This window comes from Tenacibaculum sp. 190524A02b, assembly GCF_964036645.1.
GTDB classification, from domain to species: domain Bacteria; phylum Bacteroidota; class Bacteroidia; order Flavobacteriales; family Flavobacteriaceae; genus Polaribacter; species Polaribacter vairaonense.
On the sequence record NZ_OZ038525.1, the window covers coordinates 2428394 to 2454356 of the forward strand.

Annotated in this window: 32 protein-coding genes; 8 read left to right on the forward strand and 24 right to left on the reverse strand. The window is 31.6% G+C overall.

Annotated features, from left to right (window positions below; all coding sequences use genetic code 11):
• Position 1: 1 nt before the first annotated feature.
• The 23 genes from rplR to rpsL form a co-directional block, all read right to left on the reverse strand.
• Positions 2-352, reverse strand: coding sequence for a 50S ribosomal protein L18 (rplR, locus tag ABNT65_RS09835; RefSeq protein WP_348704364.1), 351 nt, complete (start codon positions 350-352; stop codon positions 2-4).
• A 19-nt stretch (positions 353-371) separates the two neighbouring features.
• Positions 372-917: a 50S ribosomal protein L6 gene (gene rplF, locus ABNT65_RS09840; RefSeq protein WP_348704363.1), complete on the reverse strand. Its 546-nt coding sequence runs from the start codon at positions 915-917 to the stop codon at positions 372-374.
• Between the two features lie 15 nt (positions 918-932).
• Complete coding sequence (rpsH, locus tag ABNT65_RS09845; RefSeq protein ID WP_348704362.1) at positions 933-1331, reverse strand: 30S ribosomal protein S8; 399 nt, start codon at positions 1329-1331, stop codon at positions 933-935.
• A 349-nt stretch (positions 1332-1680) separates the two neighbouring features.
• Positions 1681-2790 carry an acyltransferase gene (locus ABNT65_RS09850; protein ID WP_348747777.1) on the reverse strand — a complete coding sequence of 370 codons (1110 nt, stop codon included), beginning with the start codon at positions 2788-2790 and terminating at the stop codon, positions 1681-1683.
• A 111-nt stretch (positions 2791-2901) separates the two neighbouring features.
• Positions 2902-3756 (reverse strand): LytTR family DNA-binding domain-containing protein, encoded by an 855-nt coding sequence (locus ABNT65_RS09855; RefSeq protein ID WP_348747778.1) that lies wholly within the window; start codon positions 3754-3756, stop codon positions 2902-2904.
• Positions 3757-3883: 127 nt separating this feature from the next.
• Positions 3884-4153, reverse strand: a complete 270-nt coding sequence (rpsN, locus tag ABNT65_RS09860) for a 30S ribosomal protein S14 (protein WP_028890738.1) — start codon at positions 4151-4153, stop codon at positions 3884-3886.
• A gap of 4 nt (positions 4154-4157) precedes the next feature.
• Entirely contained in the window at positions 4158-4709 is a 552-nt protein-coding gene (gene rplE, locus ABNT65_RS09865; protein WP_348704359.1) for a 50S ribosomal protein L5, read from the reverse strand.
• Between the two features lie 2 nt (positions 4710-4711).
• Entirely contained in the window at positions 4712-5020 is a 309-nt protein-coding gene (gene rplX / locus ABNT65_RS09870; RefSeq protein ID WP_348704358.1) for a 50S ribosomal protein L24, read from the reverse strand.
• A 14-nt stretch (positions 5021-5034) separates the two neighbouring features.
• Positions 5035-5403 (reverse strand): 50S ribosomal protein L14, encoded by a 369-nt coding sequence (gene rplN, locus ABNT65_RS09875; protein WP_028890735.1) that lies wholly within the window; start codon positions 5401-5403, stop codon positions 5035-5037.
• Position 5404: 1 nt separating this feature from the next.
• Positions 5405-5662, reverse strand: a complete 258-nt coding sequence (gene rpsQ / locus ABNT65_RS09880; protein WP_348704357.1) for a 30S ribosomal protein S17 — start codon at positions 5660-5662, stop codon at positions 5405-5407.
• A gap of 18 nt (positions 5663-5680) precedes the next feature.
• A complete protein-coding gene (gene rpmC, locus ABNT65_RS09885; RefSeq protein ID WP_348704356.1) occupies positions 5681-5872 on the reverse strand; it encodes a 50S ribosomal protein L29 in 192 nt (63 codons plus the stop codon).
• Between the two features lie 12 nt (positions 5873-5884).
• Positions 5885-6316: a 50S ribosomal protein L16 gene (gene rplP / locus ABNT65_RS09890; protein ID WP_075342607.1), complete on the reverse strand. Its 432-nt coding sequence runs from the start codon at positions 6314-6316 to the stop codon at positions 5885-5887.
• 19 nt (positions 6317-6335) lie between these two features.
• On the reverse strand, positions 6336-7055 hold the full coding sequence (gene rpsC / locus ABNT65_RS09895; RefSeq protein WP_348704355.1) for a 30S ribosomal protein S3: 720 nt from the start codon (positions 7053-7055) through the stop codon (positions 6336-6338).
• A gap of 11 nt (positions 7056-7066) precedes the next feature.
• Positions 7067-7471 (reverse strand): 50S ribosomal protein L22, encoded by a 405-nt coding sequence (rplV, locus tag ABNT65_RS09900; protein WP_348704354.1) that lies wholly within the window; start codon positions 7469-7471, stop codon positions 7067-7069.
• Positions 7472-7480: 9 nt separating this feature from the next.
• Complete coding sequence (gene rpsS, locus ABNT65_RS09905; RefSeq protein WP_105004307.1) at positions 7481-7759, reverse strand: 30S ribosomal protein S19; 279 nt, start codon at positions 7757-7759, stop codon at positions 7481-7483.
• A gap of 6 nt (positions 7760-7765) precedes the next feature.
• The gene (gene rplB / locus ABNT65_RS09910; protein WP_348704353.1) at positions 7766-8590 is read right to left on the reverse strand and encodes a 50S ribosomal protein L2; all 825 of its coding nucleotides are present in this window, start codon (positions 8588-8590) and stop codon (positions 7766-7768) included.
• 11 nt (positions 8591-8601) lie between these two features.
• Positions 8602-8892, reverse strand: a complete 291-nt coding sequence (rplW, locus tag ABNT65_RS09915) for a 50S ribosomal protein L23 (RefSeq protein WP_348704352.1) — start codon at positions 8890-8892, stop codon at positions 8602-8604.
• An 8-nt stretch (positions 8893-8900) separates the two neighbouring features.
• Positions 8901-9530: a 50S ribosomal protein L4 gene (gene rplD / locus ABNT65_RS09920; protein WP_348704351.1), complete on the reverse strand. Its 630-nt coding sequence runs from the start codon at positions 9528-9530 to the stop codon at positions 8901-8903.
• Positions 9530-10147, reverse strand: a complete 618-nt coding sequence (gene rplC / locus ABNT65_RS09925) for a 50S ribosomal protein L3 (RefSeq protein WP_348704350.1) — start codon at positions 10145-10147, stop codon at positions 9530-9532. Before rplC ends, rplD begins: the two co-directional genes overlap by 1 nt.
• A gap of 457 nt (positions 10148-10604) precedes the next feature.
• Positions 10605-10910 (reverse strand): 30S ribosomal protein S10, encoded by a 306-nt coding sequence (rpsJ, locus tag ABNT65_RS09930; protein ID WP_075342599.1) that lies wholly within the window; start codon positions 10908-10910, stop codon positions 10605-10607.
• 5 nt (positions 10911-10915) lie between these two features.
• Positions 10916-13033, reverse strand: a complete 2118-nt coding sequence (fusA, locus tag ABNT65_RS09935; protein ID WP_348704349.1) for an elongation factor G — start codon at positions 13031-13033, stop codon at positions 10916-10918.
• Positions 13034-13038: 5 nt separating this feature from the next.
• On the reverse strand, positions 13039-13515 hold the full coding sequence (gene rpsG, locus ABNT65_RS09940) for a 30S ribosomal protein S7 (protein ID WP_348704348.1): 477 nt from the start codon (positions 13513-13515) through the stop codon (positions 13039-13041).
• Between the two features lie 33 nt (positions 13516-13548).
• The gene (gene rpsL / locus ABNT65_RS09945) at positions 13549-13929 is read right to left on the reverse strand and encodes a 30S ribosomal protein S12 (RefSeq protein ID WP_348704347.1); all 381 of its coding nucleotides are present in this window, start codon (positions 13927-13929) and stop codon (positions 13549-13551) included.
• Positions 13930-14104: 175 nt separating this feature from the next.
• Between rpsL and ABNT65_RS09950 the strand changes: the two genes are divergently transcribed.
• The 5 genes from ABNT65_RS09950 (at position 14105) to ABNT65_RS09970 (ending at position 22082) form a co-directional block, all read left to right on the forward strand.
• Entirely contained in the window at positions 14105-15730 is a 1626-nt protein-coding gene (locus tag ABNT65_RS09950) for a BamA/TamA family outer membrane protein (RefSeq protein ID WP_348747779.1), read from the forward strand.
• Positions 15731-15876: 146 nt separating this feature from the next.
• The gene (locus ABNT65_RS09955; RefSeq protein WP_348737975.1) at positions 15877-19050 is read left to right on the forward strand and encodes a SusC/RagA family TonB-linked outer membrane protein; all 3174 of its coding nucleotides are present in this window, start codon (positions 15877-15879) and stop codon (positions 19048-19050) included.
• 18 nt (positions 19051-19068) lie between these two features.
• Positions 19069-20550, forward strand: coding sequence for a SusD/RagB family nutrient-binding outer membrane lipoprotein (locus ABNT65_RS09960; protein ID WP_348737974.1), 1482 nt, complete (start codon positions 19069-19071; stop codon positions 20548-20550).
• 89 nt (positions 20551-20639) lie between these two features.
• On the forward strand, positions 20640-21314 hold the full coding sequence (locus ABNT65_RS09965) for a hypothetical protein (protein WP_348747780.1): 675 nt from the start codon (positions 20640-20642) through the stop codon (positions 21312-21314).
• 36 nt (positions 21315-21350) lie between these two features.
• On the forward strand, positions 21351-22082 hold the full coding sequence (locus tag ABNT65_RS09970; protein ID WP_348747781.1) for a hypothetical protein: 732 nt from the start codon (positions 21351-21353) through the stop codon (positions 22080-22082).
• Here ABNT65_RS09970 and ABNT65_RS09975 read toward each other — a convergent pair.
• On the reverse strand, positions 22066-23061 hold the full coding sequence (locus ABNT65_RS09975) for a DUF3179 domain-containing (seleno)protein (RefSeq protein WP_348747782.1): 996 nt from the start codon (positions 23059-23061) through the stop codon (positions 22066-22068). The two genes, ABNT65_RS09970 and ABNT65_RS09975, sit on opposite strands and share 17 nt — an antisense overlap.
• 144 nt (positions 23062-23205) lie before the next feature.
• Between ABNT65_RS09975 and ABNT65_RS09980 the strand changes: the two genes are divergently transcribed.
• Genes ABNT65_RS09980 through ABNT65_RS09990 form a run of 3 tightly spaced genes read left to right on the forward strand, consistent with a single transcriptional unit; the run spans position 23206 to position 25962 of the window.
• Complete coding sequence (locus tag ABNT65_RS09980; RefSeq protein WP_348704343.1) at positions 23206-24177, forward strand: YjgN family protein; 972 nt, start codon at positions 23206-23208, stop codon at positions 24175-24177.
• The gene (locus ABNT65_RS09985) at positions 24177-25286 is read left to right on the forward strand and encodes a M48 family metallopeptidase (RefSeq protein ID WP_348747783.1); all 1110 of its coding nucleotides are present in this window, start codon (positions 24177-24179) and stop codon (positions 25284-25286) included. Before ABNT65_RS09980 ends, ABNT65_RS09985 begins: the two co-directional genes overlap by 1 nt.
• The gene (locus ABNT65_RS09990; RefSeq protein WP_348747784.1) at positions 25279-25962 is read left to right on the forward strand and encodes an SDR family oxidoreductase; all 684 of its coding nucleotides are present in this window, start codon (positions 25279-25281) and stop codon (positions 25960-25962) included. The genes ABNT65_RS09985 and ABNT65_RS09990 overlap by 8 nt, the downstream gene beginning before the upstream one ends.
• Position 25963 lies beyond the last annotated feature (1 nt).

Below are 25963 nucleotides of genomic sequence, written 5' to 3' on the forward strand. Positions count from 1 at the left end.
CTTAAAATTTTAAACCAGCTTCTCTTGCAGCATCTGCCAATACTTTTACTCTACCGTGATATAAATATCCATTACGATCAAAAGCAACAGTTTCTACGCCAGCCTTAGAAGCTTTTTCTGCGATAGCCTTTCCTACAGCCGTAGCAGCTTCTGCTTTAGAACCAGATGTAATATTTTTATCTCTTGATGAAGCTGATGCAAGTGTTACTCCAGCAACATCATCTATAATTTGAGCATAGATTTCTTTGTTACTTCTAAAAACTGATAATCTAGGTTTTTCAGATGTTCCTGTAACAATCTTTCTAATTCTATACTTAATACGTTGTCTTCTTTCAAGCTTTGATAATGCCATAATAATATTTTCTTATCTATTATGCAGATTTACCTGCTTTTCTTCTTAATACTTCTCCTACAAACTTGATTCCTTTTCCTTTATAAGGCTCTGGCTTACGGAATGAACGAATCTTCGCTGCTACTTGACCAACTAATTGCTTGTCATGTGAAGTTAATTTAACGATTGGATTTTTACCTTTTTCAGATATAGTCTCAACCTTAACTTCCGGAGCTAAATTTAAAACAATGTTATGAGAAAAACCTAAAGCTAAATCTAATTTTTGACCTTGGTTAGATGCTCTATAACCTACACCTACTAATTCTAGTTCTTTAGTATAACCTTTACTTACTCCTTCAACCATATTATTGATTAAAGCACGGTATAAACCATGTGCAGCTCTGTGTTCTTTACTATCTGATGGTCTTTCTAATGTTAAAGTACCATCCTCAATTTTCAAAGAAATTCCAGAAGTTAACTTTTGAGTTAACTCTCCTAACTTTCCTTTAACTGTAACCACGTTATCGTTTACTTTTACTTCAACACCTTGTGGCAATGCGATTGGATTTTTTCCTATTCTACTCATTTCTACAAACTGTTTTTAATAAACGTAACATAATACTTCGCCTCCTACGTTTTCTTGACGTGCTTTCTTGTTAGTCATCACACCTTTTGATGTAGAAACAATAGCAATTCCAAGACCGTTTAATACTCTTGGCATTTCTTTAGCTCCCACATACTTACGTAAACCTGGAGTTGAAACTCTTTGAATTTTTCTGATAACTGACTCTCTCGTCTCTCTATCGTACTTTAAAGCTATCTTGATACTTCCTTGTACAGAATCATCATTAAATTGATAACTTAAAATGTACCCTTGATCGAACAAAATTTTAGTCATCTCCTTCTTCAGCTTTGAAGCTGGAACTTCCACTACTCTGTGACCTGCACCGATAGCATTTCTCACTCGAGTTAGAAAATCCGCGATTGGATCTGTGTACATAATTAATTAATTTGCGGTTTTGGTTTTTAGTAATTCAGTATTAATTATATTATAATTACTAAACCTGAAACCAGTTAATATTCACTTTTTGCTTTTTGCGGTTCTATTATACTCCAAAAACCAAGAGCAAAAACATAATTCCTGCCTTGATTTCTTAATTTAGATATAAAATAGCCTATAAAAAACAGAGTGCAAATATACATAAACTTTTCGAAAATCAAATGTTTTTAGTAATTATCATTTTGAGTCTTAATTTATTGTCTTTTTTAACTCTTATAATGTTTTACCATTTCATACTTTTTAGTGTACTTAAATGAACATCTATAAACTACTATATTATATCATTAATTTAGAAGCTCTTAGTTCTCATTCCAAATAAAAACCTAAAAAAGTTCAAGCGAGAAATAATAAAATAATAAATTAAAAAGATAACCAATAATGAACTAAATAGTAGTAAATTTACTTTTATAAAGATGCTTGAATTAATTTGTATTACATAGTATCCTATAGCAATTATTACTGTTTGATGTAGTATATAAAATGGATATGCACTTTCATTTAGTTTTCCTAATACATAACTAGGTTTATTTAAATATTGTTGAGCATACCCCAAAACAGTAGTGATAACTGACCAACTAACCAATGCACAAACTAGATACCATAGTCGCCATCTATTTTTTAAGTTTAAATATGGTTCAATATTTTCTTCTGGTATTAGGTAATAAAAATAAAATAATAGACTAAAAAATAATGTTATCATCAAATTTCGTTTTCTATTAATCTTTATCAACTTCCATAAAACATTGTTTGTTGCTATAATAATGCCTCCTGTAAAAAAGAAACTATAATACAATGTAGATGAAAGGTTTAAAAAACTTTTTGAATTGCTAGGAAAGTAGTCCTTACTAATAACTCGAATAAGAACCAATACAATACACCAAGATATAACTCCTGTTTGTTTTGAAAATCTTTCTATATATTTTTTTACGACTTTACTTTTAGAAGATCTAAGAAAAAGTATGAATGGTATAAAAGTTAAAGAAGTGTAAAACAAATTTTCTATAAACCATAAATGGTTTACTTTTAACTTAGAAACTAGATAAGGATAAGACTCAATGAATGATTGAAAGTCCTCTATATTCTCATAATAAACTTGAAAAGGCACTATAAAGATTACTCCAAAAACAAGAGGGATTAAAAGTCTTTTGCACCTTTCTTTTATAAAACTTTTCCAACTTCTTTTAGAAAAAGCAAAAACTGTCCCAACTCCAGAAATTAAAAATAATATTGGTAATCTAAACTGTTCAAAATACACCATAATATCATCTAACAGTTTACTATGTTCATCATTCATTATATGAAAATCATCTCCATTAAATGGCATAAATACATGATGTAAAAAAACAGCTAAAACTGATATAACCCTTAACCAATCTAAATCGTAACGTCTTGTTTTCATTATTAAATTCCTATTTAAAATTTTCAACAAAACTAAAACTTGGATTATCTTATAATAAGATTTAGAGCTATTTGTGACAAATGACATTCAATATGTTATCAATAACAAACATTATGACAAACCTCTCAATCTATTCTCAAAATTTTCAATCATTGTTCTTGATACAGGTACTATAACATCGGAATTTTCTACAATTAATTTATAACCTTGCGCATTTCCTTTTATCGTAGTTATATATTTAAGGTTTATTAAATAAGACCTATGCGTTTTAATAATAAAATTATAATCTCTTAATTGATTTTCTAAGCTTTTAATAGTTATTCTTTTTAAAAGAATTGTTTCATCTTTAAAATAAAATTCAATGTAGTTTTTATCTGACTTAGCAAATATGAAGTTCTTTATATCTAAACTAAAATCATCGGACTTAACTTGTGTCTTTATATGTATTCTAGAACTATATTTATCAACATTATTTCTTCCTGATATAGTTTTTATTCTTTTACCTCTACTTTCATAAAAGTTGATTAATCTTTGGATATTTATTGATGTTATAACAAAAATTAATAAGCTACCTACTAATACAGTATTTCTAATTTCTTCATATAAATACCTAAAAGACCAATTATCATTTTTGGCATAAATAAAATCCCTAATTAAAAACTGAAATACACCTATTATAATTAACACCATTATGAGGAAAATAAATTCATTTTTTACTTTCCACACCTGATTTTCTTTTCTAAAACTATTTAAAATAAATGCTGCAGTTATAAATATTACGAAAGACAATAAAGCGTGTATAAAAGAAATGGTAAAATAACTAAACTTTAACTCCTTAAAATTAACTTCAAACGGCTCAAATAAAACACTAAACAAAGTCGATAATAAGAGAATTATTCCCCCTATTAAAAATGCTATTTTAGGCTTGTAGTAAAATGGATACTCACTGTTTAAATACCTTTTCATATTCATAAATTATCAGTTCTAAAAAATGTGCTATTATAGAAAATTTGTGAGTCTTTATTTTATTTTTTAACAATAAAAAAGTCCACACTTTTAAAAGTATGGACTTTTTATATTCTGGAATATTTGACTACCAGCTTGCTTTCTTAACACCAGGGATTAATCCTTGGTTAGCCATTTCACGGAATGTAACACGTGAAATACCAAACTGACGCATATATCCTTTAGGACGTCCTGTTAATTTACAACGGTTATGCATTCTGATTGGAGAAGCATTCTTAGGTAACTTTTGTAATGCTTCATAGTCTCCAGCTTCTTTTAAAGCTTTTCTCTTTTCTGCATACTTCGCCACCATTTTAGCTCTTTTGCGCTCACGCGCTTTCATTGATTCTTTAGCCATCTTATTAATTCTTTTTAAATGGTAAACCTAATTCTCCTAATAATGACTTAGCTTCTTTATCAGTGTTCGCAGATGTTACAAAAGTAATATCCATACCACTAATTTTCTTCACTTGGTCAATATTAATTTCTGGGTAGATGATTTGTTCAGTAATACCTAAATTGTAGTTACCTCTACCATCAAAACCATTCGCTTTAATTCCGTTAAAATCTCTTACACGTGGCAATGAAGCTGTAATCAATCTATCTAAAAATTCATACATCTTATCACCTCTTAACGTAACTTTAGCACCAATTGGCATTCCTTTACGTAATTTGAAGTTTGCAACGTCTTTTTTAGATATTGTTGATATTGCTTTTTGACCAGTAATAGTTGTTAACTCATCAACAGCGTATTCAATTAACTTCTTATCAGCAATAGCAGCACCTACACCTTTACTTACAACTATTTTTTGTAATTTAGGCACTTGCATTACGTTTGCATAACCGAATTCTTCAGTAAGAGCTTTAATTACTCTGCTCTTGTACTCTTCTTTTAATCTTGGTACGTAACTCATGGTTATATTGCTTTATCTGATTTTTTTGAAAATCTAACTTTCTTATCTCCTTCTACTTTATAACCAACTCTTACTGCTTCACCATTTTCTACTAAAGCTACGTTTGATATGTGTAATGGAGCCTCTTTCTCTACGATTCCACCTTGTGGATTAGTTGCTGAAGGCTTAGTATGTTTCTTTACCTTATTAACACCTTCAACTAGAACTCTATCTTTATCTTTAAGGATTTTTAAAACTTTACCCTCAGATCCTTTGTGATCTCCTGCTATTACTTTAACAGTATCTCCCGATTTAATTTTAAATTTCTTCATTTTAAAACCTGATTTTATAACACCTCAGGTGCTAATGATACTATTTTCATAAATTGTTTCTCACGTAATTCACGAGCCACAGGACCAAATACACGTGTACCTCTCATCTCTTCTGATGGATTTAATAATACACAAGCATTGTCATCAAATCTGATATATGAACCGTCTTTACGTCTAACTTCTTTCTTAGTACGAACAACAACTGCACGAGATACTTGACCTTTCTTTACAGTTCCGTTTGGAGTTGCAGACTTAACCGTTACTACGATTTTATCTCCAACGCTAGCGTAACGCTTTTTTGTTCCTCCTAAAACTCTAATCACTAAAACCTCTTTAGCTCCAGTGTTGTCTGCTACTTTTAATCTTGATTCTGTTTGTAACATATTATTTAGCTCTTTCTAGGATTTCTACTAATCTCCAACGCTTTGACTTACTTAATGGACGTGTTTCCATTATTCTAACAGTATCGCCTTCGTTGCAGTCGTTATTCTCGTCATGTGCAACGTACTTTTTCGTTTTTACAACGAATTTTCCGTACATTGGGTGCTTTACTTTCTTTACCTCGCTAACAACAATAGATTTCTCCATCTTGTTACTAGATACAACACCTATTCTCTCTTTTCTAAGATTTCTTTTTTCCATCTTTAAAACTGACTAGAATTATTGTAATTCTCTTTTGGTTAATTCTGTAGCTAATCTAGCTACAGTTCTTCTTAAGCTACGTAACTCTAATGGGTTTTCCAAAGGAGTTATGGCGTGAGCCATCTTAAGATCCGTATAATTTTTCTTCAACGCCCCTAGCTTTTCCTGTAAGTCAGCTGTTGATAATTCTTTAATTTCTGATTGTTTCATATCTAATTAGAATTAAGCGTTATAATCAAAATCTCTAGCTATTATAAACTTCGTTTTTACTGGAAGTTTTTGAGCTGCTAAACGTAAGGCTTCTTTTGCTACTTCCATTGGCACTCCACCAACTTCAAACAAAATTCTACCTGGTTTTACTACTGCTACGAAATGATCTGGTGCTCCTTTACCTTTACCCATACGTACCTCTAAAGGCTTTTTAGTAATTGGCTTGTCTGGGAAAATTTTAATCCAAAGTTGCCCCTCTCTTTTCATATAACGAGTTGCCGCAATACGAGCTGCTTCAATTTGGCGAGATGTTAGTAAGTTCTGGTCTAAAGATTTGATTCCAAACATTCCGTTTGAAAGCTGAGTTCCTCTTCCAGAGTTACCACTCATATTACCCTTGCCCTTCTGAACTCTACGGAATTTTACTCTTTTTGGCTGTAACATGTCTAATTTCTTTTAAAAATTATTTTCTTCTGCGAGGTTGACGTTTTCCTCCTCCTTTATTATTTGAATTACCTTTTTGCTTAGATAATCCTACTAATGGAGATAGTTCACGCTTACCATAAACCTCACCTTTCATAATCCATACTTTAACACCGATTCTACCGTATGTAGTATGTGATTCAACAAGTGCATAATCGATGTCTGCTCTAAAAGTAGATAGAGGAATTCTACCTTCTTTATAATGCTCAGAACGCGCCATCTCTGCTCCGTTTAAACGTCCAGATAATTGCACCTTAATTCCTTCAGCATTCATTCTCATTGCAGCAGCAATAGCCATTTTAGTAGCACGCTTGTAAGAAATTCTGTTTTCGATTTGACGTGCAATACTTGCAGCTACTAATTTAGCATCTAATTCAGGACGCTTAATTTCGAAAATATTAATTTGAACTTCTTTACCTGTAATTTTTTTAAGCTCTTCTTTTAACTTGTCTACCTCTTGACCTCCTTTACCAATAATGATACCTGGACGTGCTGTAGTGATAGTAACGGTTACAAGTTTTAAAGTACGCTCGATAATTACACGAGAAACACTTGCTTTAGATAATCTAGCATATAAATACTTTCTTATCTTATCGTCTTCAGCAATCTTATCTCCGTAGTCATTTCCACCATACCAGTTAGATTCCCATCCTCTGATGATTCCTAAACGATTTCCTATTGGATTTGTTTTTTGTCCCATTTCTACTTTGATTAATTACTGTTATTTTTAGCTCCTAACTCTAAAGTTACGTGATTAGAACGTTTTCTAATTCTATGCGCACGCCCTTGTGGAGCTGGTCTTAATCTTTTTAACATCCCTGCGCTATCTACACAGATTGATTTTACAAATAACCCAGCGTCTTCAATACTTGCATCTTCGTTTTTAGCTTGCCAGTTAGCAATAGCTGATAATAATAACTTTTCTAAGTTACGAGATGCTTCTTTTGGGCTGAATTTTAAGATTTGTAAAGCTTTTTCAACCTCTACTCCTCTTACTAAGTCTGCTACCAAGCGCATTTTTCTTGGTGATGTAGGACAGTTAGTAAGCTTTGCGAAAGCTCTTTGCTTTCTAGCTTCCTTTAACTGCGTTGCCATTTTATGTTTACGACTTCCCATAATTTCCTACTATTTTTTACCTTTATTTTTTGCACCTGCGTGTCCACGGAATGAACGTGTTGGTGAAAATTCTCCTAATTTATGACCTACCATGTTTTCAGTAACGTAAACTGGTACAAACTGACGTCCATTATGAACAGCAATTGTTTGACCTACGAAATCAGGAGTAATCATACTTGCTCTAGACCAAGTTTTGATAACTGATTTACTACCAGATTCAACGTTAGCTAACACTTTTTTCTCTAACTTATAGTGAACGTAAGGTCCTTTTTTTAATGATCTTGCCATGATTTATTATTTCTTTCTACGTTCTATAATATACTTGTTACTAGCTTTTGTTTTAGATCTAGTCTTAAATCCTTTAGCTGGAATACCGTTTCTAGATCTTGGGTGACCTCCTGAAGAACGTCCTTCACCACCACCCATTGGGTGATCAACTGGGTTCATTCTTACAGCGTTAGTTCTTGGTCTTCTACCTAACCATCTACTTCTACCTGCTTTACCTGAAACTAATAACTGGTGATCTGAGTTAGATACAACTCCTACAGTAGCTTTACAAGTTAATAAGATTAACCTTGTTTCACCTGAAGGTAATTTTACAGTAGCGTACTTACCATCTCTTGCCATTAATTGCGCAAAAGATCCAGCTGAACGAGCCATAACTGCTCCTTGACCTGGGTGTAATTCGATACATGATATAGTAGTTCCTAAAGGAATATCGCTTAAGTACATAGCATTTCCAACATCTGGAGTAGCTTCTTTACCTGAAACGATTTTTTGTCCTACTTTTAATCCGTTTTGTGCAATTACATAACGTTTTTCTCCATCAGCATAAACTACTAATGCAATAAATGCAGTACGATTTGGATCATACTCAATAGTTTTTACTGTTGCAGGGATACCTTCTTTATTTCTTTTGAAATCAATAATACGGTATTTTTGCTTATGACCTCCTCCTATGTTACGAGTAGTCATTCTTCCCTGATTGTTTCGACCTCCAGATCGTTTTTTCGGAGCTAATAATGATTTCTCCGGCTTATCAGTAGTAATGGTGTCGAACCCATTTACAACTCTAAAACGCTGACCTGGTGTTATTGGTTTTAATTTTCTAACTGACATTCTGTCTTTTCTTAAAGATTGTTATAAAAATCAATTGTTTCACCTTCTGCTAACTGTACAATTGCTTTCTTGTAACCACTAGTTAATCCAGAAACTAAACCTTTTTTAGTGTATTTAGTTTTTCTTTCTGCTGGATGATTCATAGTTCTTACAGAGTCAACTGCTACACCATAAGCTGCTTCAACAGCACCTTTGATTTCTAATTTGTTAGCTCTTTTATTTACAACAAATGCATAACGATTAAATACTTCGCTATCGTTTGTAGCTTTTTCCGTAATAATAGGTTTAATTAAAATACTCATTTCCTAGCCTATTTACTTAAATTAGATTCAATTCCTTCTAAAGAGCTTTCAGCTATTACAATTTTATTTGCATTTAACACATTGTATGTGTTTATTCCTGAAGCACCTACTACTTTAGATTTTTTTAAGTTACGAGAAGATAAGTAAACATTTTTACTTTCATTACCTAAAACAAATAATGACTTCTTTGTATCTAATTCTAAAGCTTTTAATACATTAATAAATTCTTTAGTTTTTGGAGCTTCAAAATTGAAATCTTCAACAACTACTAAATTATTATCTTTTGCTTGAATACTCAAAGCTGACTTACGAGCTAAGCGCTTTAAGTTTTTGTTTAATTTGAAAGAATAACTTCTTGGTCTTGGACCGAAGATACGTCCACCACCTCTAAAAACTGGAGACTTGATACTTCCAGCACGTGCAGTACCTGTACCTTTTTGCTTTTTAATCTTTCTTGTACTACCAGTTATTTCAGCTCTTTCTTTAGCTTTGTGAGTTCCTTGTCTTTGATTAGCCAAATATTGCTTTACATCTAAATAGATTGCATGATCATTTGGCTCAATACCGAATACTTCGCTAGAAAGTTCAACTTTTCTACCAGTATCTTTTCCTGTAATATCTAATACTGCTACTTTCATTATTTCTCGATAGTTACATAAGAGTTTTTATGCCCTGGAACTGCTCCTTTAACAACTAAAAGATTCTTTTCTGGAACTACTTTTAACACTCTTAAATTTTGAACTTTAACTTTGTCACCTCCCATACGTCCTGCCATACGCATTCCTTTGAATACTCTTGCAGGATAAGAAGCTGCACCAATAGACCCTGGCGCTCTTAAACGGTTATGCTGACCGTGAGTTGCTTGTCCAACTCCAGCAAATCCATGACGTTTAACAACCCCTTGAAAACCTTTACCTTTAGAAGTCCCAGAAACATCTACGAATTCTCCTTCAGTAAAAATTTCAACAGTAAGAGCATCTCCTAATTTATACTCTTCATCAAAACCTTGAAATTCAACAACTCTTTTCTTTGCAGATGTACCAGCTTTTTTAAAGTGACCATCTAAAGCTTTATTAGAGCTTTTTTCTTTTTTGTCATCGAAACCAAGTTGTAAAGCGTTATAGCCATCAACCTCTTCGGTTCTGACTTGGGTAACTACGCAAGGACCTGCTTCGATAACTGTACATGGAATATTCTTTCCATTTTCATCGAATAAGCTGGTCATTCCTACTTTTCTTCCTATTAACCCAGACATATTTGTTAGTTTTCTGACGATTAAGTTTTTTAACTCAGCGCGTCAATTAATAATTATTTATTTGAAACAAATGTTTCGTTTTTCTCCTTGTAGACCTTACAAAAAAAAGAGCGTAAAACACGGTTTTAGCTCCTAACTATTAGTGTTTTACCGTTTTTCCTTTGCGAAACCCTCCGGACATGTTTTCCTTATATCAATGTAAAATAATTACTTACTACTTTGATTTTCGGACTGCGAAAGTATAAAAAAAATTAGACTTAACCAAAACAACATCGATTATTTATCTGATTTATTACACTTTATCTATTTTATTAGTTAAAAAAGCAAAATCACCTCCTTAGTGTTATACCTACAAATACTATCAAATTCTTATACTTTCATTAAAAATTAAACACATAAAAAAGGCTTTTTTACATTAGTAAAAAAGCCTTTTAAATTATATAGTGTTTGATAATACTTACACTTTAATCTCTACTTCAACACCGCTTGGTAATTCAAGTTTCATTAAAGCATCAATAGTCTTTGAAGAAGAACTATAAATGTCTAATAAACGCTTGTAAGCTGATAATTGAAATTGCTCTCTTGATTTTTTGTTTACGTGTGGTGAACGTAATACTGTAAAAATCTTTTTATGAGTTGGTAATGGAATTGGTCCGTTAACAACCGCTCCAGTACTTTTTACTGTCTTTACGATTTTTTCAGCAGATTTGTCTACTAAATTGTAATCGTAAGATTTTAATTTTATTCTAATTTTTTGACTCATCTTAATTAACCTTTAGCGTTAGCGATTACTTCTTCTGAAACATTTGATGGTGTTTCTGCATAGTGAGAAAACTCCATTGTAGATGTTGCTCTACCAGAAGACATTGTTCTTAAAGCTGTAACATAACCAAACATTTCAGATAATGGCACTAATGCTTTTACAACTTTAGAACCTGCACGATCACTCATGTCTGAAACTTGACCACGTCTTCTATTTAAATCCCCAACAATATCTCCCATGTTCTCCTCAGGAGTTAACACTTCTAACTTCATTAATGGTTCCATTATTTTAGCTTTTGCAGCTTTTGCAGCAGCTTTATAACCCATTTTTGCAGCTAACTCGAAAGATAATTGATCAGAATCTACCGGGTGGAAAGATCCATCTCTTAAGGTAATCTTCATTGAATCCATTTCGTATCCAGCTAAAGGACCATTTTTCATTGCTTCTTTGAATCCTTTTTCTACAGAAGGTACAAATTCTTTAGGTACGTTACCTCCTTTAATCACAGATTCAAATTGTAAACCTTGAACACCTTCGTCCGCTGGCTCCATTGTAAATACAATATCAGCAAACTTACCACGACCACCAGATTGCTTCTTGTAAACTTCTCTGTGCTCTGCAGCAGCTGTAATAGCTTCTTTGTATTCTACTTGTGGTTGACCTTCATTTACTTCAACCTTGAACTCACGCTTTAAACGATCTACAATAATATCAAGGTGTAACTCACCCATTCCAGAAATAATTGTTTGACCTGAAGCTTCATCAGTTCTTACAGTAAATGTAGGATCCTCTTCAGCTAACTTACCTAAAGCAATACCTAATTTATCTACATCTGCTTTAGTTTTTGGCTCCACTGCAATACCAATTACTGGATCTGGGAAGTCCATAGATTCTAAAACAATTGGATTTTTCTCATCAGATAAAGTATCACCTGTTTTGATAGATTTAAATCCTACAGCCGCTCCAATATCACCTGCTTCGATATACTCTATAGCATTTTGTTTATTAGAATGCATTTGATAGATACGTGAAATACGCTCTTTTTTACCTGAACGATTATTTAACACATAAGAACCTGCATCTAAACGTCCTGAATACGCACGGAAAAATGCTAAACGTCCTACGAAAGGATCTGTAGCAATTTTAAATGCTAATGCAGAGAAAGGCTCTTTTGCATCTGGTTTACGAGAAACCTCGTCTCCTGTATTAGGGTCAGTACCAACAATAGCATCTTTATCAACCGGTGAAGGTAAATAACGACATACTGCATCTAATAAAAACTGAACTCCTTTATTTTTGAAAGCTGAACCACAAATCATAGGAATGATAGACATATCCATTACAGCAGCACGAAGAGCAGCGTGTACTTCTTCTTCTGTAATAGAATTCTCATCTTCCATAAATTTCTCTAAAAGATTCTCATCATAAGCAGCAACTTCTTCAATAAGTTTACCACGTAATTCAGCAGCTTCTTCTTTTAAATCTTCTGGGATATCGATAATATCAAAAGTAGACCCTTGTGTTTCATCATGCCATACAATAGCACGGTTCTTCACTAAATCAACGATACCTTTAAAATCTGCCTCATCACCAATATTCATTACAATTGGTACTGCATTAGACCCTAACATATCTTTTACTTGTTGACATACAGCCATAAAATTAGACCCTTGACGATCCATTTTATTTACAAAACCAATACGAGGTACTTTATAGTTATCAGCTAATCTCCAGTTAGTTTCAGATTGAGGTTCAACACCATCAACTGCACTAAATAAGAATACTAAACCATCAAGAACTCTTAAAGAACGGTTTACCTCCACAGTAAAATCAACGTGACCTGGAGTATCAATAATATTAAAATGATATCCTTTAGTTTCATTAGTTGGCTGTCCATTTTCTGTTGGGAACTTCCACTCACAAGTGGTAGCTGCAGAAGTAATTGTAATACCTCTTTCTTGCTCTTGCTCCATCCAGTCCATTGTAGCGGCACCATCATGTACCTCACCAATTTTATGACTTACACCTGTATAGTATAATATACGCTCAGTTGTTGTAGTTTTACCCGCATCAATATGCGCTGCAATACCAATATTTCTTGTAAATTTTAAATCTCTACCCATGGTTATTAAAATCTAAAGTGTGAGAATGCTTTGTTTGCTTCAGCCATTTTGTGAGTATCTACTCTCTTTTTAACAGCAGCACCTTCTTCTTTAGCAGCTGCTAAAATTTCAGAAGCTAAACGTTGTGCCATTGTTTTTTCGTTACGCTTACGCGCATACGAAATCATCCACTTAATTGCCATAGAAACCTTACGGTCTGGGCGAATTTGCATTGGGATTTGGAAAGTTGCTCCACCAACACGACGAGAACGTACTTCTACGTGCGGCATTACATTTGACAATCCGTCTTTCCATATTTCTAAAGCCGACTTTTCTTCGTCAGTCTTTTTTTCGTTTACGATATCAATTGCATCGTAAAATACTTTGAATGCTACAGATTTTTTACCGTCCCACATTAAGTTATTCACAAAACGAGTTACTAATTGATCATTAAATCTTGGATCCGGTAACAAAACTCTTTTTTTAGCTCTTCTTTTCCTCATGTCTTTACATTAAAAAAGGTTACTAATTATTTTTTACTTTTTGTCTTTTGGGCGTTTTGCTCCGTATTTAGATCTACGTTGAGTTCTTCCCTCAACACCTGCAGTATCTAAAGCACCACGAACAATGTGATATTTAACACCTGGTAAATCTTTTACCCTTCCACCTCTAACTAATACTATCGAGTGCTCTTGTAGGTTGTGCCCCTCACCTGGAATATACGCGTTAATCTCATTACCATTTGTTAACCTAACACGCGCTACTTTACGCATTGCTGAATTAGGTTTCTTTGGTGTTGTTGTGTATACACGCGTACAAACTCCACGTCTCTGAGGACATCCCGTTAAAGCAGCCGATTTACTCTTCTTAGTTATTTTGGCTCTTCCTTTACGAACTAATTGTTGAATAGTTGGCATACTAATTAATTACTATTTTTCGTTTGTACTATAATAAACTCTTAATTATTTAAGAGTGCGCAAATGTACGACATTTTTCTAATTATTCAAATATCAACTAGTTATTTTTAAAGAACATAATATTTTCATTACACTAAACTAATAATTAGTGTACTTTAGCCCTAAAACACGCACCTTGAGAGAACTTATTAAAATATTACTTTTCTTTTTTTACTTTACAATCATCTCAAAAACCGCATTATCTCAGAATCTTAATCTAAGAATTACATCTAAAGATAGTATTGAAAACATTTTTCTAAAAAAAATCAACTTTAAAAAAAGGCATTCATCGGAAAACAATCTAAAAAATGAATTAGAAATAGTTTTAAAACAACTTAATCATAATGGTTTTTTTTACCCTGACTATAAGTTAACAAAAACAGATTCTGTTTTCTCCTACTCTTTTAAACTTAATCAAAGAATAAAACACGTAACAATATATACACTCAATAATAAAAAAACAACCTTTCCAATTAACCAACTTAACTCTTTTTTAAAATCTGAAACCGAAAAACTAGACGCTAGTGGAAATTCTTTTTCTGAATTAAAGCTCCAAAATATTAATCTAAAAAAAGATAGTTTATTTGCTTATTTAAAAATCACAGACTCTAAAAAACGTTTTATAGATAGAATTATAATTAAAGGGTACAAAAACTTCCCTAAATCTTACACAAAACACTATCTAAAACTAGACAACAACACCTTAGTATCTAAACCCAAACTCAGTATACTTAAAAACAAAATAGATAAACTGGACTTTGTCACTTCTTTAAAAAAGCCAGAAATCTTATTCAGTAAAGATTCTACACTATTATATTTGTACCTTAAAAAAAAGAACAAGAATTTTTTTGATGGTATCATAAATTTCAATTCTGAAGAAAACAGTAAAAAAATCCAGTTTAATGGCTATATTAATCTACAATTACAAAACCTTTTAAACACTGGCGAAACCTTAAAGTTAAACTGGAACTCAACCCAAAACCAAAACACCTCTTTTTCCTTAACAACCAATATACCGTATATTTTCAATTCCCCAATCAGTCTAAAAACTTCATTTGAAATCTTCAAACAAGACTCTAGTTTTCTAAACACAAAATTTAAAAATCAATTTAAATACAACTTAAATACAAACTCAAACATCTGTTTAACATACACTCAAAATGAATCAAACAACACCTTAACTAACCAAACAAATATCAACCTTTATTCCTATAATAGTTATTTTGTTGGTTTAGGTTATGAATATTCAACCCCTAACAATCAAACCCCAATTGTCTCTCCTGATGTTTTTTTCTTTAAAACACATTCACAGTTTGGCCAACGCACCTCTAACAAACTAACTACAAACCAATTAAAAACAAGCATAAACATTAGTTATTTATTAACATTTTCACAAAAAAATCATATACATCTAAAAAACGAATCTGCATATTTAAACTCAAAAAACCTGCTCATTAACGAGTTATTTAGAATTGGAGGAACTAATTCTATTAGAGGCTTTAGAGACCAAAGTATATTTACTTCAAAATATTCATTTGCAAACATCGATTACCTATACTCAATAACCCCTACAAACATTATCTATGGATTTATTGACTATGGAATCTCCAACAACGACCAACAAACCTCTATAGGACTAGGATACAAGCAATTGATTAAAAACACATTAATCAACATAGAGTATTCAATTGGAAAGAGAAAATTAACAAATTTTAATTTTAACAACTCTTTTTTATCTATTAGAATACTTAACTATTTTTAAAACTTTAACATACAGATACTTCTATTAAAAATTTTGTTAAAAACCTCTAAGGCTTAATACAATTATTTAATAATTAGTTAACAAATTAGTTGTTTTTTTAAGTTTTATTTAAGACTTTTGAAGCAATTAATTCAAACAATTACACAATGAAAACAAAGTTTAATGGAATTTTAACGCTTTTATTAGCGTTTGTTGTGCAAATAACTTTTGCGCAAGAAAAAACAATTTCAGGTACTGTTTCCGACGAGTCTGGGCCTTTACCTGGAGTGACTGTGTTAAAGAAAGGGACTTCACAGGGAACAGAAACTGATTTTGACGGAAAATATTCTATTAAAGCTAAAACAGGTGACGTGCTTGTTTTTAGTTTTGTAGGAATGAAAACTACCGAGAGAAATGTAGGTACTTCGAACACAATAAGTGTTACGATGGAAGGCGATAACGTTTTAGATGAAGTTGTTGTTACCGCTTTAGGTATTAAGAGAGAAGCTAAAAGTTTAGGTTTTGCTCAACAACAGGTTAAAGGAGAGCAATTAGCTCAAACAAGAGAAGTTGATGTAAACAATTCTATTGCAGGTAAAGTAGCTGGTGTTCAATTATTGGGTGCCCCTAGTTCTGGTTTTGGAAATGCTTTAATTCGTTTAAGAGGTGAAAGTGACTTATTATATGTTGTAGACGGTGTTAAAATTGACAACTCAGGAGATATTAATGTTGATGACATCGAAACATTAAACGTTTTAAAAGGTAGTGGTGCTACAGCTTTATATGGACCTATTGGTAAAAATGGTGTTGTAGTAATTACAACCAAAAGAGCTAAAGGAGGTAAAGCTCAATTTATTTTAGACCAATCTTTACAAATGTCCAATGTTTATATCTTACCAGAGTACCAAAATGAGTATGGAGGAGGGTATTCACAAACATTTAGAACTGAAAATGGTCAATTAATTCCCAATTATGCTGCTGACGAATCTTGGGGACCTAAGTTAGATGGAAGACTAGTTAGACATTGGGACAGTTGGATTCCAGGATCTGCTGAATATGGAGAATTAAGACCTTGGTCTGCCAATCCAGATAATGTAAGAAACTTTTTTGAAACTGGTTTCACTACTAACACGAGTTTAACCTTTACCAAAGGAGGTGATGGATACAATATTAAAACTATCTTAAGAAATGTTAACATTGAAGGTATTGTACCTAACTCAGAAAGAGATTTAACTCAAATAAGTACAAGTGCTAGCTTTGACTTATCAGATAAGATACAAATTTATACTAATATTAACTACCAATATAGAGAAACTACTAATGACCCTGTAGGTAGATACAATGGTGTTGCTTCAAACTTTAACCAATGGTTCCAGAGACAAGTAGACATGAACCGATTAAGAGATAATTATTTCCAAAACGGGAAGTTTTACACTTGGAACATAAAAAGTACTTCAGATTTAACTCCTCAATATTGGGACTCTCCATATTTTGTAACTAATCAAAACTTAAATTTACAGTTTAAGAATGCAACTTTTGGAAATATCGGTTTAAACTACAAAATAACTGATAATATTACCATAAATGCAGAAGCAAGAAGAACTGTTAACGTTTACAAAAGAAATGAAAGAGTTGCCTTTGGAGGTTTAAATCAAACTAAATTTGAAGAAAGAGAAACGACACGTTCTTCTACAGAATTCTTTGCAATGGCAACTTACAATAAGGATATTACAGATAAATTTGATGTAACTGCCTCTATTGGTACAGAACTAAGAACTGACCAAGAAAGGTATCTTGACGGAGAATCGAGTGGAGGATTAACAATTCCTGGCATCTACAGTGTTGCTACCTCAAAAGACAGACCTGTTTATACTAGATTCGAAGAAAATCAAAAGAACAGAGGTTTATTTGCTACTGCTTCATTTGGATATGATGATATGTTATTTTTAGATGGAACTCTTAGATCTGACTGGAACTCTTCTGCTAACCCAGAAGATAACAGAGTATTAACTTATGGAGGATCATTAAGTTTCATATTTGATAAAGTAATTGAATGGGATGCTTTAAGTTTTGGTAAATTACGTGTAGGTTATGCTGAAGCTCCAGACTTCCCTGAGATTAATGCTACTAAAAATGTATTCCAACAGGGGGGGTCATTTAATGGAACCGTATCTTTATCGCCATCACTTAACCAAGCTAATCCTTTAATTAAAGGAGGTACAAGAAAAGAACTTGAAATAGGTACTGAATTAAAGTTTTTCGGAAATAGATTAGGGATTGACTTCACTTACTTTGATAGAAAAGATGAAGGATTACCTATAGATGTTCCTTTATCAGCTGCTACAGGCTTTGGTTCCTCTACTGTTAACTCTGGTAAATTCTCTTCTAATGGTATAGAAGTAGCTTTAACTGGTACACCTGTGAAAAACGAGAACTTTAGATGGGATACAGGAATTAACTTTTCTACACTAAAGAGAACAGTTGATGAATTATATGTTAACCCAAAAACAGGCGAAGCAATTGAGACAGATGTATTAGTTACTTCATGGAGAGGTTTATCTTTAGAAGCCAGAGTTGGTGATGAATGGGGAGCCTTCTATGGTAGAAAAATTAAGAGAGATGCTAACGGAAATATGTTATTAAACACTTCTGGTCAAATTCAATTCGATCAAAATCAATATTTAGGGAACTTATTACCCGATTTTACTGGTGGTTTTACAAACTCTTTTAACTACAAAGGAATTAACTTATCATTTAGTATTGACTTCCAAAAAGGTGGGAAATTTTTCTCTGTTACCGATATGTTCAACCATTACGCTGGTTTAGGCGCTGGAACTGTAGGAGACAATGCTATAGGAAACCCTGTAAGAGATGCTTTAGTTGCTGCAGATGGTACTATTGTTGATGGCAGTGGCGATCCTTATACTAACTTACCTACTTCTAATACTTCTAACAATACAGGAGGTGTACTTGTAGAAGGAGTAGATTCTACTTCTGGAAGCCCAGTTTCTTACTATGTAAATGCAAAAACATACTGGAATAGTTTATTTGCATTACATGAAAGATGGATTCATGATGCTTCTTATGTTAAATTAAGACAATTATCACTAGGTTATACTTTTGGAGAAAAAGTATTCCAAAACACACCTATAGAAAGTCTTACTGTTAATTTCTTTGCAAATAACTTATGGTTAATTTATTCTGAAATAGATGGCATAGACCCTTCTGAAATAGAAGATTCAAATGGAGGATCTGGAGTTGGAGAAGGATACAGATGGGTTGAAGGTGGTCAGTTACCAAGTAGCAGAACTTTTGGTATGAATATTAAAGTTAAATTTTAATTCAAAATTTAGAAAAAAATGAAAAAAAACGTAATAAAAACTTTAGCTCTTGCTTCTATATTAGCATTAGGCTATAGTTGTGATACATATGATTTTGGTAACACTGATGATAACTTAAATAACCCATCAACTACTGTACCTTCTTCGTTACTTACTTCTGCTCAATCAAAATTAGTTGGAGCATTAAGTTTATCAGGTACAGCTACCCCTTCCTTATATGTACAGCACTTGTCTCAAACTCAATATACTGAGGAATCTAGATACCAGACTATTAATTTTGGTTGGAATATTGTTGGAAGTGGTACCTTGCAACAAGGTAATGTAAATGTATATAACAAGTCTATTTTAGGGCTACAAACAATTATTGATGCAAACACCGATACACCTGCAGAAATGATTTCTTTTGGTTCTAATGCCAATCAAATAGCTGTAGCTAGAATTTTAAAAGCTTATTATTATCAGTGGATGACCGATAGATGGGGTATGTTACCTTATACTGAAGCTTTAGGAGGTATTGATAATCCTAATCCTAAGTATGACACTCAAGAATTTATCTATAAAGATTTATTTAAAGAAGTAGATGCAGCATTAGCTCAAATGGATGGAGGCGCAGGACCTTCTGGTGATATTTTCTTTGGAGGAGATATGGCCAAATGGAAGAAGTTTGCTAATACTTTTAAAATGAATATGGCTATTCGCTTAGCTAAAGTATATCCTAACTCAGGTGATTATGCTGCAACTAAATTTAACGAAGCTATGTCTGGTGCTATTGCTTCTGTAAGTGAAAACATTATGTTTCCTTGTATCGCAGATGATCAATTCGATAATCCATATCAAGATGATTACGTAGATGCAGGTAGAGAGGACGAATGTTTAAGTGATGTTTTAGTTAACAGAATGCAAGCTTTAAATGATCCTCGTTTACCAAAATTCGGGCAGCCTGCTGCTGATACTGGTACATTTGTAGGTTTACGTTATGGATGGGCTGGAGCTGGTACTGTTCCTAATACAGCGGTTTCTTTTATGAATAATACATTAATCAAAGAATCTGAAACCAATCTACCTATGTTTACATATGCTCAGATAGCTTTTAACAAAGCAGAAGCTGTTACTCTTGGTTGGATCTCTGGCGATGCTAAAACTTTTTATGAAGATGGTATTAAAGCATCTATGGAACAATGGGGAGTTACAACTGCTGATGCTACTGCATATTTAGCTGAAACTGATGTAGTTTATAATGCTGGTAATGCAATGAACCAAATAGCTGAACAAAAATGGTTAGCTCTTTTCTATCAACCATATGAAGCTTGGGCTGAGTGGAGAAGATTAGATTACCCAGTATTAACTCCAGCTGTTGATGCTTTGAATGGTACAAATCAAATACCTACAAGACATGGTTACCCTTCTACAGAACCAAGTCAAAATAAGGCTAATTATGATGCTGCAGTTGCTACACAAGGAGCTGATGGTTTATTTACTAAATTATGGTGGGATAAATAATCTACATTGTAAGCAATTTTATAATATTAAACTACCTTTTACAATAAAAGGTAGTTTTTTTTTATATTTATCAAAACAATACTACACAAATGAAAGCTTTAACTATTATATGTCTATTAACACTCATAATTTCTGCACCAACTTTTGCACAAGTTGAGAATATGAATTTTAATCCCCAAATGATTGGTGGCACTTATCAAAACAATACAATTAATTCAAATTCCCTAAATGGCTATGAAAATATTAAAGGCTCTATATATCTCTTTAAAAATTGGTATAACAAATCTACAATTACTTCTGAAACAAATAAAAAATTCACAATTGCCAACCTTAACTACAACTTAAATGATGGTACTTTTATAGCTAAATTATCCAAAGACAGTGTTTATGTTTTTCAAAACATAAAAAGTGTAAAAATGAATAACTTTCTTTTTGTCAAGCTAGAAAGCGGTTTTTATGAACAATTAGTTAATGGTAAAAAATTAAACCTTTATAAAAAACACTCTGGAAAATTAAAAAAACCTATTTTTAACAAAATGACAAATCAACAAATTAAAGCTGCTGAATTTGTTAAAACTGAGGAATATTTTTATTTATATAAAAACGATCAGTTAAAAGAACTGAAACTTAAAAAAGCTTCTATCTTAAAATTAATGTCAACACATAAGAATACAATAAAAAAATACACTAAAGAAAATCGATTATCTTTTAAAAAGGAAAGTGATATCGTTAAAATTTTCAAGCAGTATAATAAACTAAAATAAAAACAATTATAAACATTAACTTAACAACTTCTAATTATGAAAAAGCTAATTTATTTAACATTTTTTATTTACACTCTTACTGCTAAGTCACAAGGAGGTAAACTAACACTTGCTAGTCAAAGCCCTAAAGCTGAAATCCAAAGGCCAATGTTCTTTAATCCACAAATGATTGGAGGTAGTCTCCAAAACACCAATGTTAGAACATATAATAAAATGGATGTTTTTAAAGGTGTTAAAGGTTCTTTTTATCTCTATGACCACTGGAATAATACATCAACAATAATATCACATTCAGATAAAAGATATATCATTAAAAACCTAAATTTTGATTTAGATGAAGAAAAATTTTTATCAAAAATATCAAATGATAGTGTATATATATATCAAAATTTAAAAAAAGTAATTATAGGTAAAAAATCTTTCATTGATATAAATGATAAATTTTACGAAGAGGTTTGTCATGGAAAAATTAACCTGTTAAAAAATTATTCAGGAAAATTAAAAAAAGCAGTTATCAATAAGATGACTAACCAACAAGTAAAACCTGCTGAATATATAAAAGTCACTAAATTATATATATATAAAGATGATATACAATCTTTAAAAAAAATTAAACTCAAAAAATCTAGTATAAACAATTTGTTTTCAGACAAAAAAGAACTCATACTTTCTTATATCCAAAAGAATAAATTGTCTTACGGCAAGGAAAGTGATTTTTTAAAAATGATTGATTACTTTAACTCTTTATTCCCTATGGATTCTGAGTAACTTCATCTTTAAAAAAACAATTCCATGCCCATAAATCGGCAGTATAAAAACTTGGAGAAGTTAAACGACTACCTATGTTAGATCCTGTAATAGCTTCTCCAAAAATATTCCATTCATTACCTCTTTCATCACTCAAAATAATTGGGAAATTGTTTACCACTTTCAAATTACTACCTGATGGTATATAAAATACAGAAAAGACCTCCTTATCAATATCTCCATAAACAACAACCTCTCTTCCATTTACATTAGTCTTTTTAATTTTAGTTTTATTAAAATCAGTAAAAGAAAACAACTCAACTTTTCTTTCAATTCCTTCACTAATAATACCTAAATATTTTTTTGAACCAGCATTAGAAACACTTTCATATGAATAAAGTTTTGCTTCTTTTTTTAATAAATTATGATAATAAACGTCAGCTTCAGGAAAATATTTTTTTACAGTCTTCCATGTAGTTTCAATAGAAAAAACATCCTTAATACCTAAACTTAAGTCATTACCCTTTATTCCTGACACCAACATTTGCGACCAAAAAGTTTTATCATCTTCTTTACTTGTCAACACCAAATTATCTTTGTACAAATAACCAGAGGCAAACATATTAAACTCCTTACCATTAATGTTTTTTTGAAAACAAATGCCACTTTTAGTTTGCGGACAATAACTAGCAACATATTTAAGTCCTTCTATTTCATCATTAACAACTTCTGAATAATTTAAATATATATAAGGGAATACTCTTATCTTTCCTTTATTACTAAACATTAAAACCAATTCATTATCAGATACAGTATCAAATTCGGAAGGCTTCTTAAATTTAGGTGAATCTATAAGTTCAAATGGAGCTCCCTCTTTCACCAAGCTCTCATCAACTAACCATTGATTATTTTCGTTATTAAAATCATTGATAATCCCACTTTCTTTTTCATTCGAACACGAAAGATTTATCATCAAAACTAGTAAAAACAAATATCTCATAACTTTCTATGGTTTAATGGTTAGTCAAAAAAAACAACATAAACTTACGTAATATACAAAACTTTATTTCTTACTACTTTAACCACTCACTTCTTCTAAAATAAAATCAGTAATTTTGCTGCCTAAATTAACTTTAATTTTTGCATGGAAATAATATCAGGACTTAATACAGAAAAGAAAAAGTTTAAATATTGGGGTAAGGGATCAGAATTCGCTCTTATTTATTTTAAAAATATTTTTCTAACAATAATTACCTTAGGACTATACTATCCTTGGGCTAAAGTAGAATTACTAAAATACCACTATCAATCCACTGAATTAGGTGACTCTAGATTCACTTTTCATGGAACAGGAAAGGAAGTTTTTAAAGGTTTTATCAAAGTTTACGCTATTTTTTTTATTCTTTATGCATTTCTATTATATGGTGTTCAATCGCATAATCAAACAATTGTGTTTTCTGTATTAGGACTCTTCTACTTAATTTTTATTATTTTAATCCCATTTGCTATACATGGAGCTGCACGTTACCGTTCTTCAAGGAGTTCTTGGAAAGGAATTCATTTTAAATATTTAGGAGATAGAATGGAATTATTCTGGAAATGTATAACCGGTACACTTTTAACTATACTAACTTTAGGTATCTATGGAGCTTGGTTTCAAGTTGAAATTAGAAAATATATTCTTAGTCATTTACGATTTGGAAATCTTTCATTTGATTTTAAAGGTAAAGGTGAAACTCTTTTTTGGATAAATTTAAAGTTTGTTTTATTGGTATACATTACATTAGGGATTTATTCTTTTTGGTACATTAAAAACCTATGGAAGTTTTATGCTGATAATACTGAGGTAACTCAAGATGGGAAGAAAGTTAATTTTAAATTAAACATGAAACCTGGAGATGTGTTTGAGTTAATGGTAGTTAATTTTCTTTTAATTATTTTTACTTTTGGTATTGCCACACCATGGGTAGCCGTTAGAACCTTTAAGTTTGTTTTTAGTTTTTTAGAAATTGAAGAAGGGTTAGATACTGATACAATTCAACAAGCTTCTTATGATGATTATGATGACGCAAGTGGTGATGATTATTTAGACTTTTTAGACTTAGACCTTCTTTAATGTCCTACAATGTTGTTTTTTTTGATGGCAAAAGCTCTAAATCTAATAAAGCTTCACTCTCAATAAGATTAAACACTTGGGAAATTGGCTATAGTGATGAACTAGGAAACTATAATCAAATTGTGTGGCAAATCTCAAAAATAAAGAGATCTGAAGTTTATACTGGAGATATTGTCACATTTACATATGGTAAAACATTTCCTTTTCAAAAAGTAGAAAGTAAAGACCTCAATTTTATAGAATATATTAGGAATAATGAAGGTTCAAATTTAAATGGCAAACTAGATACTTTTTTACATAAATCAATTCATAAATCTATAGCCGTAATACTTGTTATTATTTTTTCATTTGCTTTAGCTATGCATATGTATATTATACCAGCTGTTGCGGTTAACTTCACAACCAATTTGAGTAAACAAAATGTTGTCAGCTTTGGTGAATACGTTTTTAATCTACTCTCAAATGACCTAGATATAAATGATAAAAAAACAAAAAAGCTACAAGACTTTGTTGATCAGTTGGAAATAAAAAGTAATTTTCCTATAAAAATCTATGTATCAAACAATGAAGAATTAAATGCTTATGCTATTTCCGGTGGAAAAATTATAGTTCATTCAGGATTATTAGACAAAATAAAAACTGAACATCAATTAGCTGCTTTAATTGGTCATGAAGTTTCCCATATAGAAAACAGGCATGCTTTAAAAAACCTGTCAAGAACTATTGCAAGCACTGTATTTATTTCTACCCTTTTTGGAGATGTTAATAGTGTTACTGCTATTCTTGCTGATAATGCTCATTTATTTTCTCAACTGTCATATTCTAGAGAATTGGAAAAAGAAGCTGATATATACGGCATAGAAACTATTCGGAATAACCATTTAGACCTTAATGGAATGCCTCAACTATTTCAGTTATTAAAAGAGCATAGTAATTTTGACACTCCTACTTACTTTAGTAGTCATCCAGAACTTAAAGACAGAATTGAATATTCTACAAAAATAGCCGAACAACAAAATCATAAAATAGAAAATAAACGTTTAAAACAAATGTGGATTGAACTATATCAATACATCCACAAAGAAGATATTACAGAACAAAATGACTAAACATATTATAATAACTGGAACAAGTAGAGGTATTGGTTTTGAATTGGCTCAACAATTTGCAAAAGAAGGACATCAAGTTTTAGCTTTATCTAGAAATACAGAATCTTTACTTACTATTAATCATCCTAATATTACAGCTATTTCAGTAGATTTAGCCTCTGATTCTGACATAGAAAAAGCTTCTACCTTTGTCAAAAACAATTGGCCTAAGGTTGATATTCTAATCAACAATGCTGGTAAATTAATAAACAAACCTTTTTCAGGTTTAACTAAATCTGATTTTGAAGAGGTCTATAAAGTAAATGTTTTTGCCGTAGCGGAATTAACTAAAAATATACTTCCTTTTATGACCAAAGGAAGCCATGTTGTAACCATAAGTAGTATGGGAGGTATCCAAGGAAGTATAAAGTTTCCTGGTTTGGCAGCTTATAGTTCTGCTAAAGGAGCTGTTATTACACTTTCTGAATTACTTGCTGAAGAATATAAAGAAGCTGGAATTTCTTTTAATGTTTTAGCTCTTGGTGCTGTTCAAACAGAAATGCTAGAAGAAGCTTTCCCTGGTTATATTGCTCCTACTTCAGCTAAAGAAATGGCTGATTATATTTTCAACTTTTCTTTAACAGGTAATAAGTTTTATAATGGAAAAGTTTTACAAGTATCTAGCACAACCCCATAAC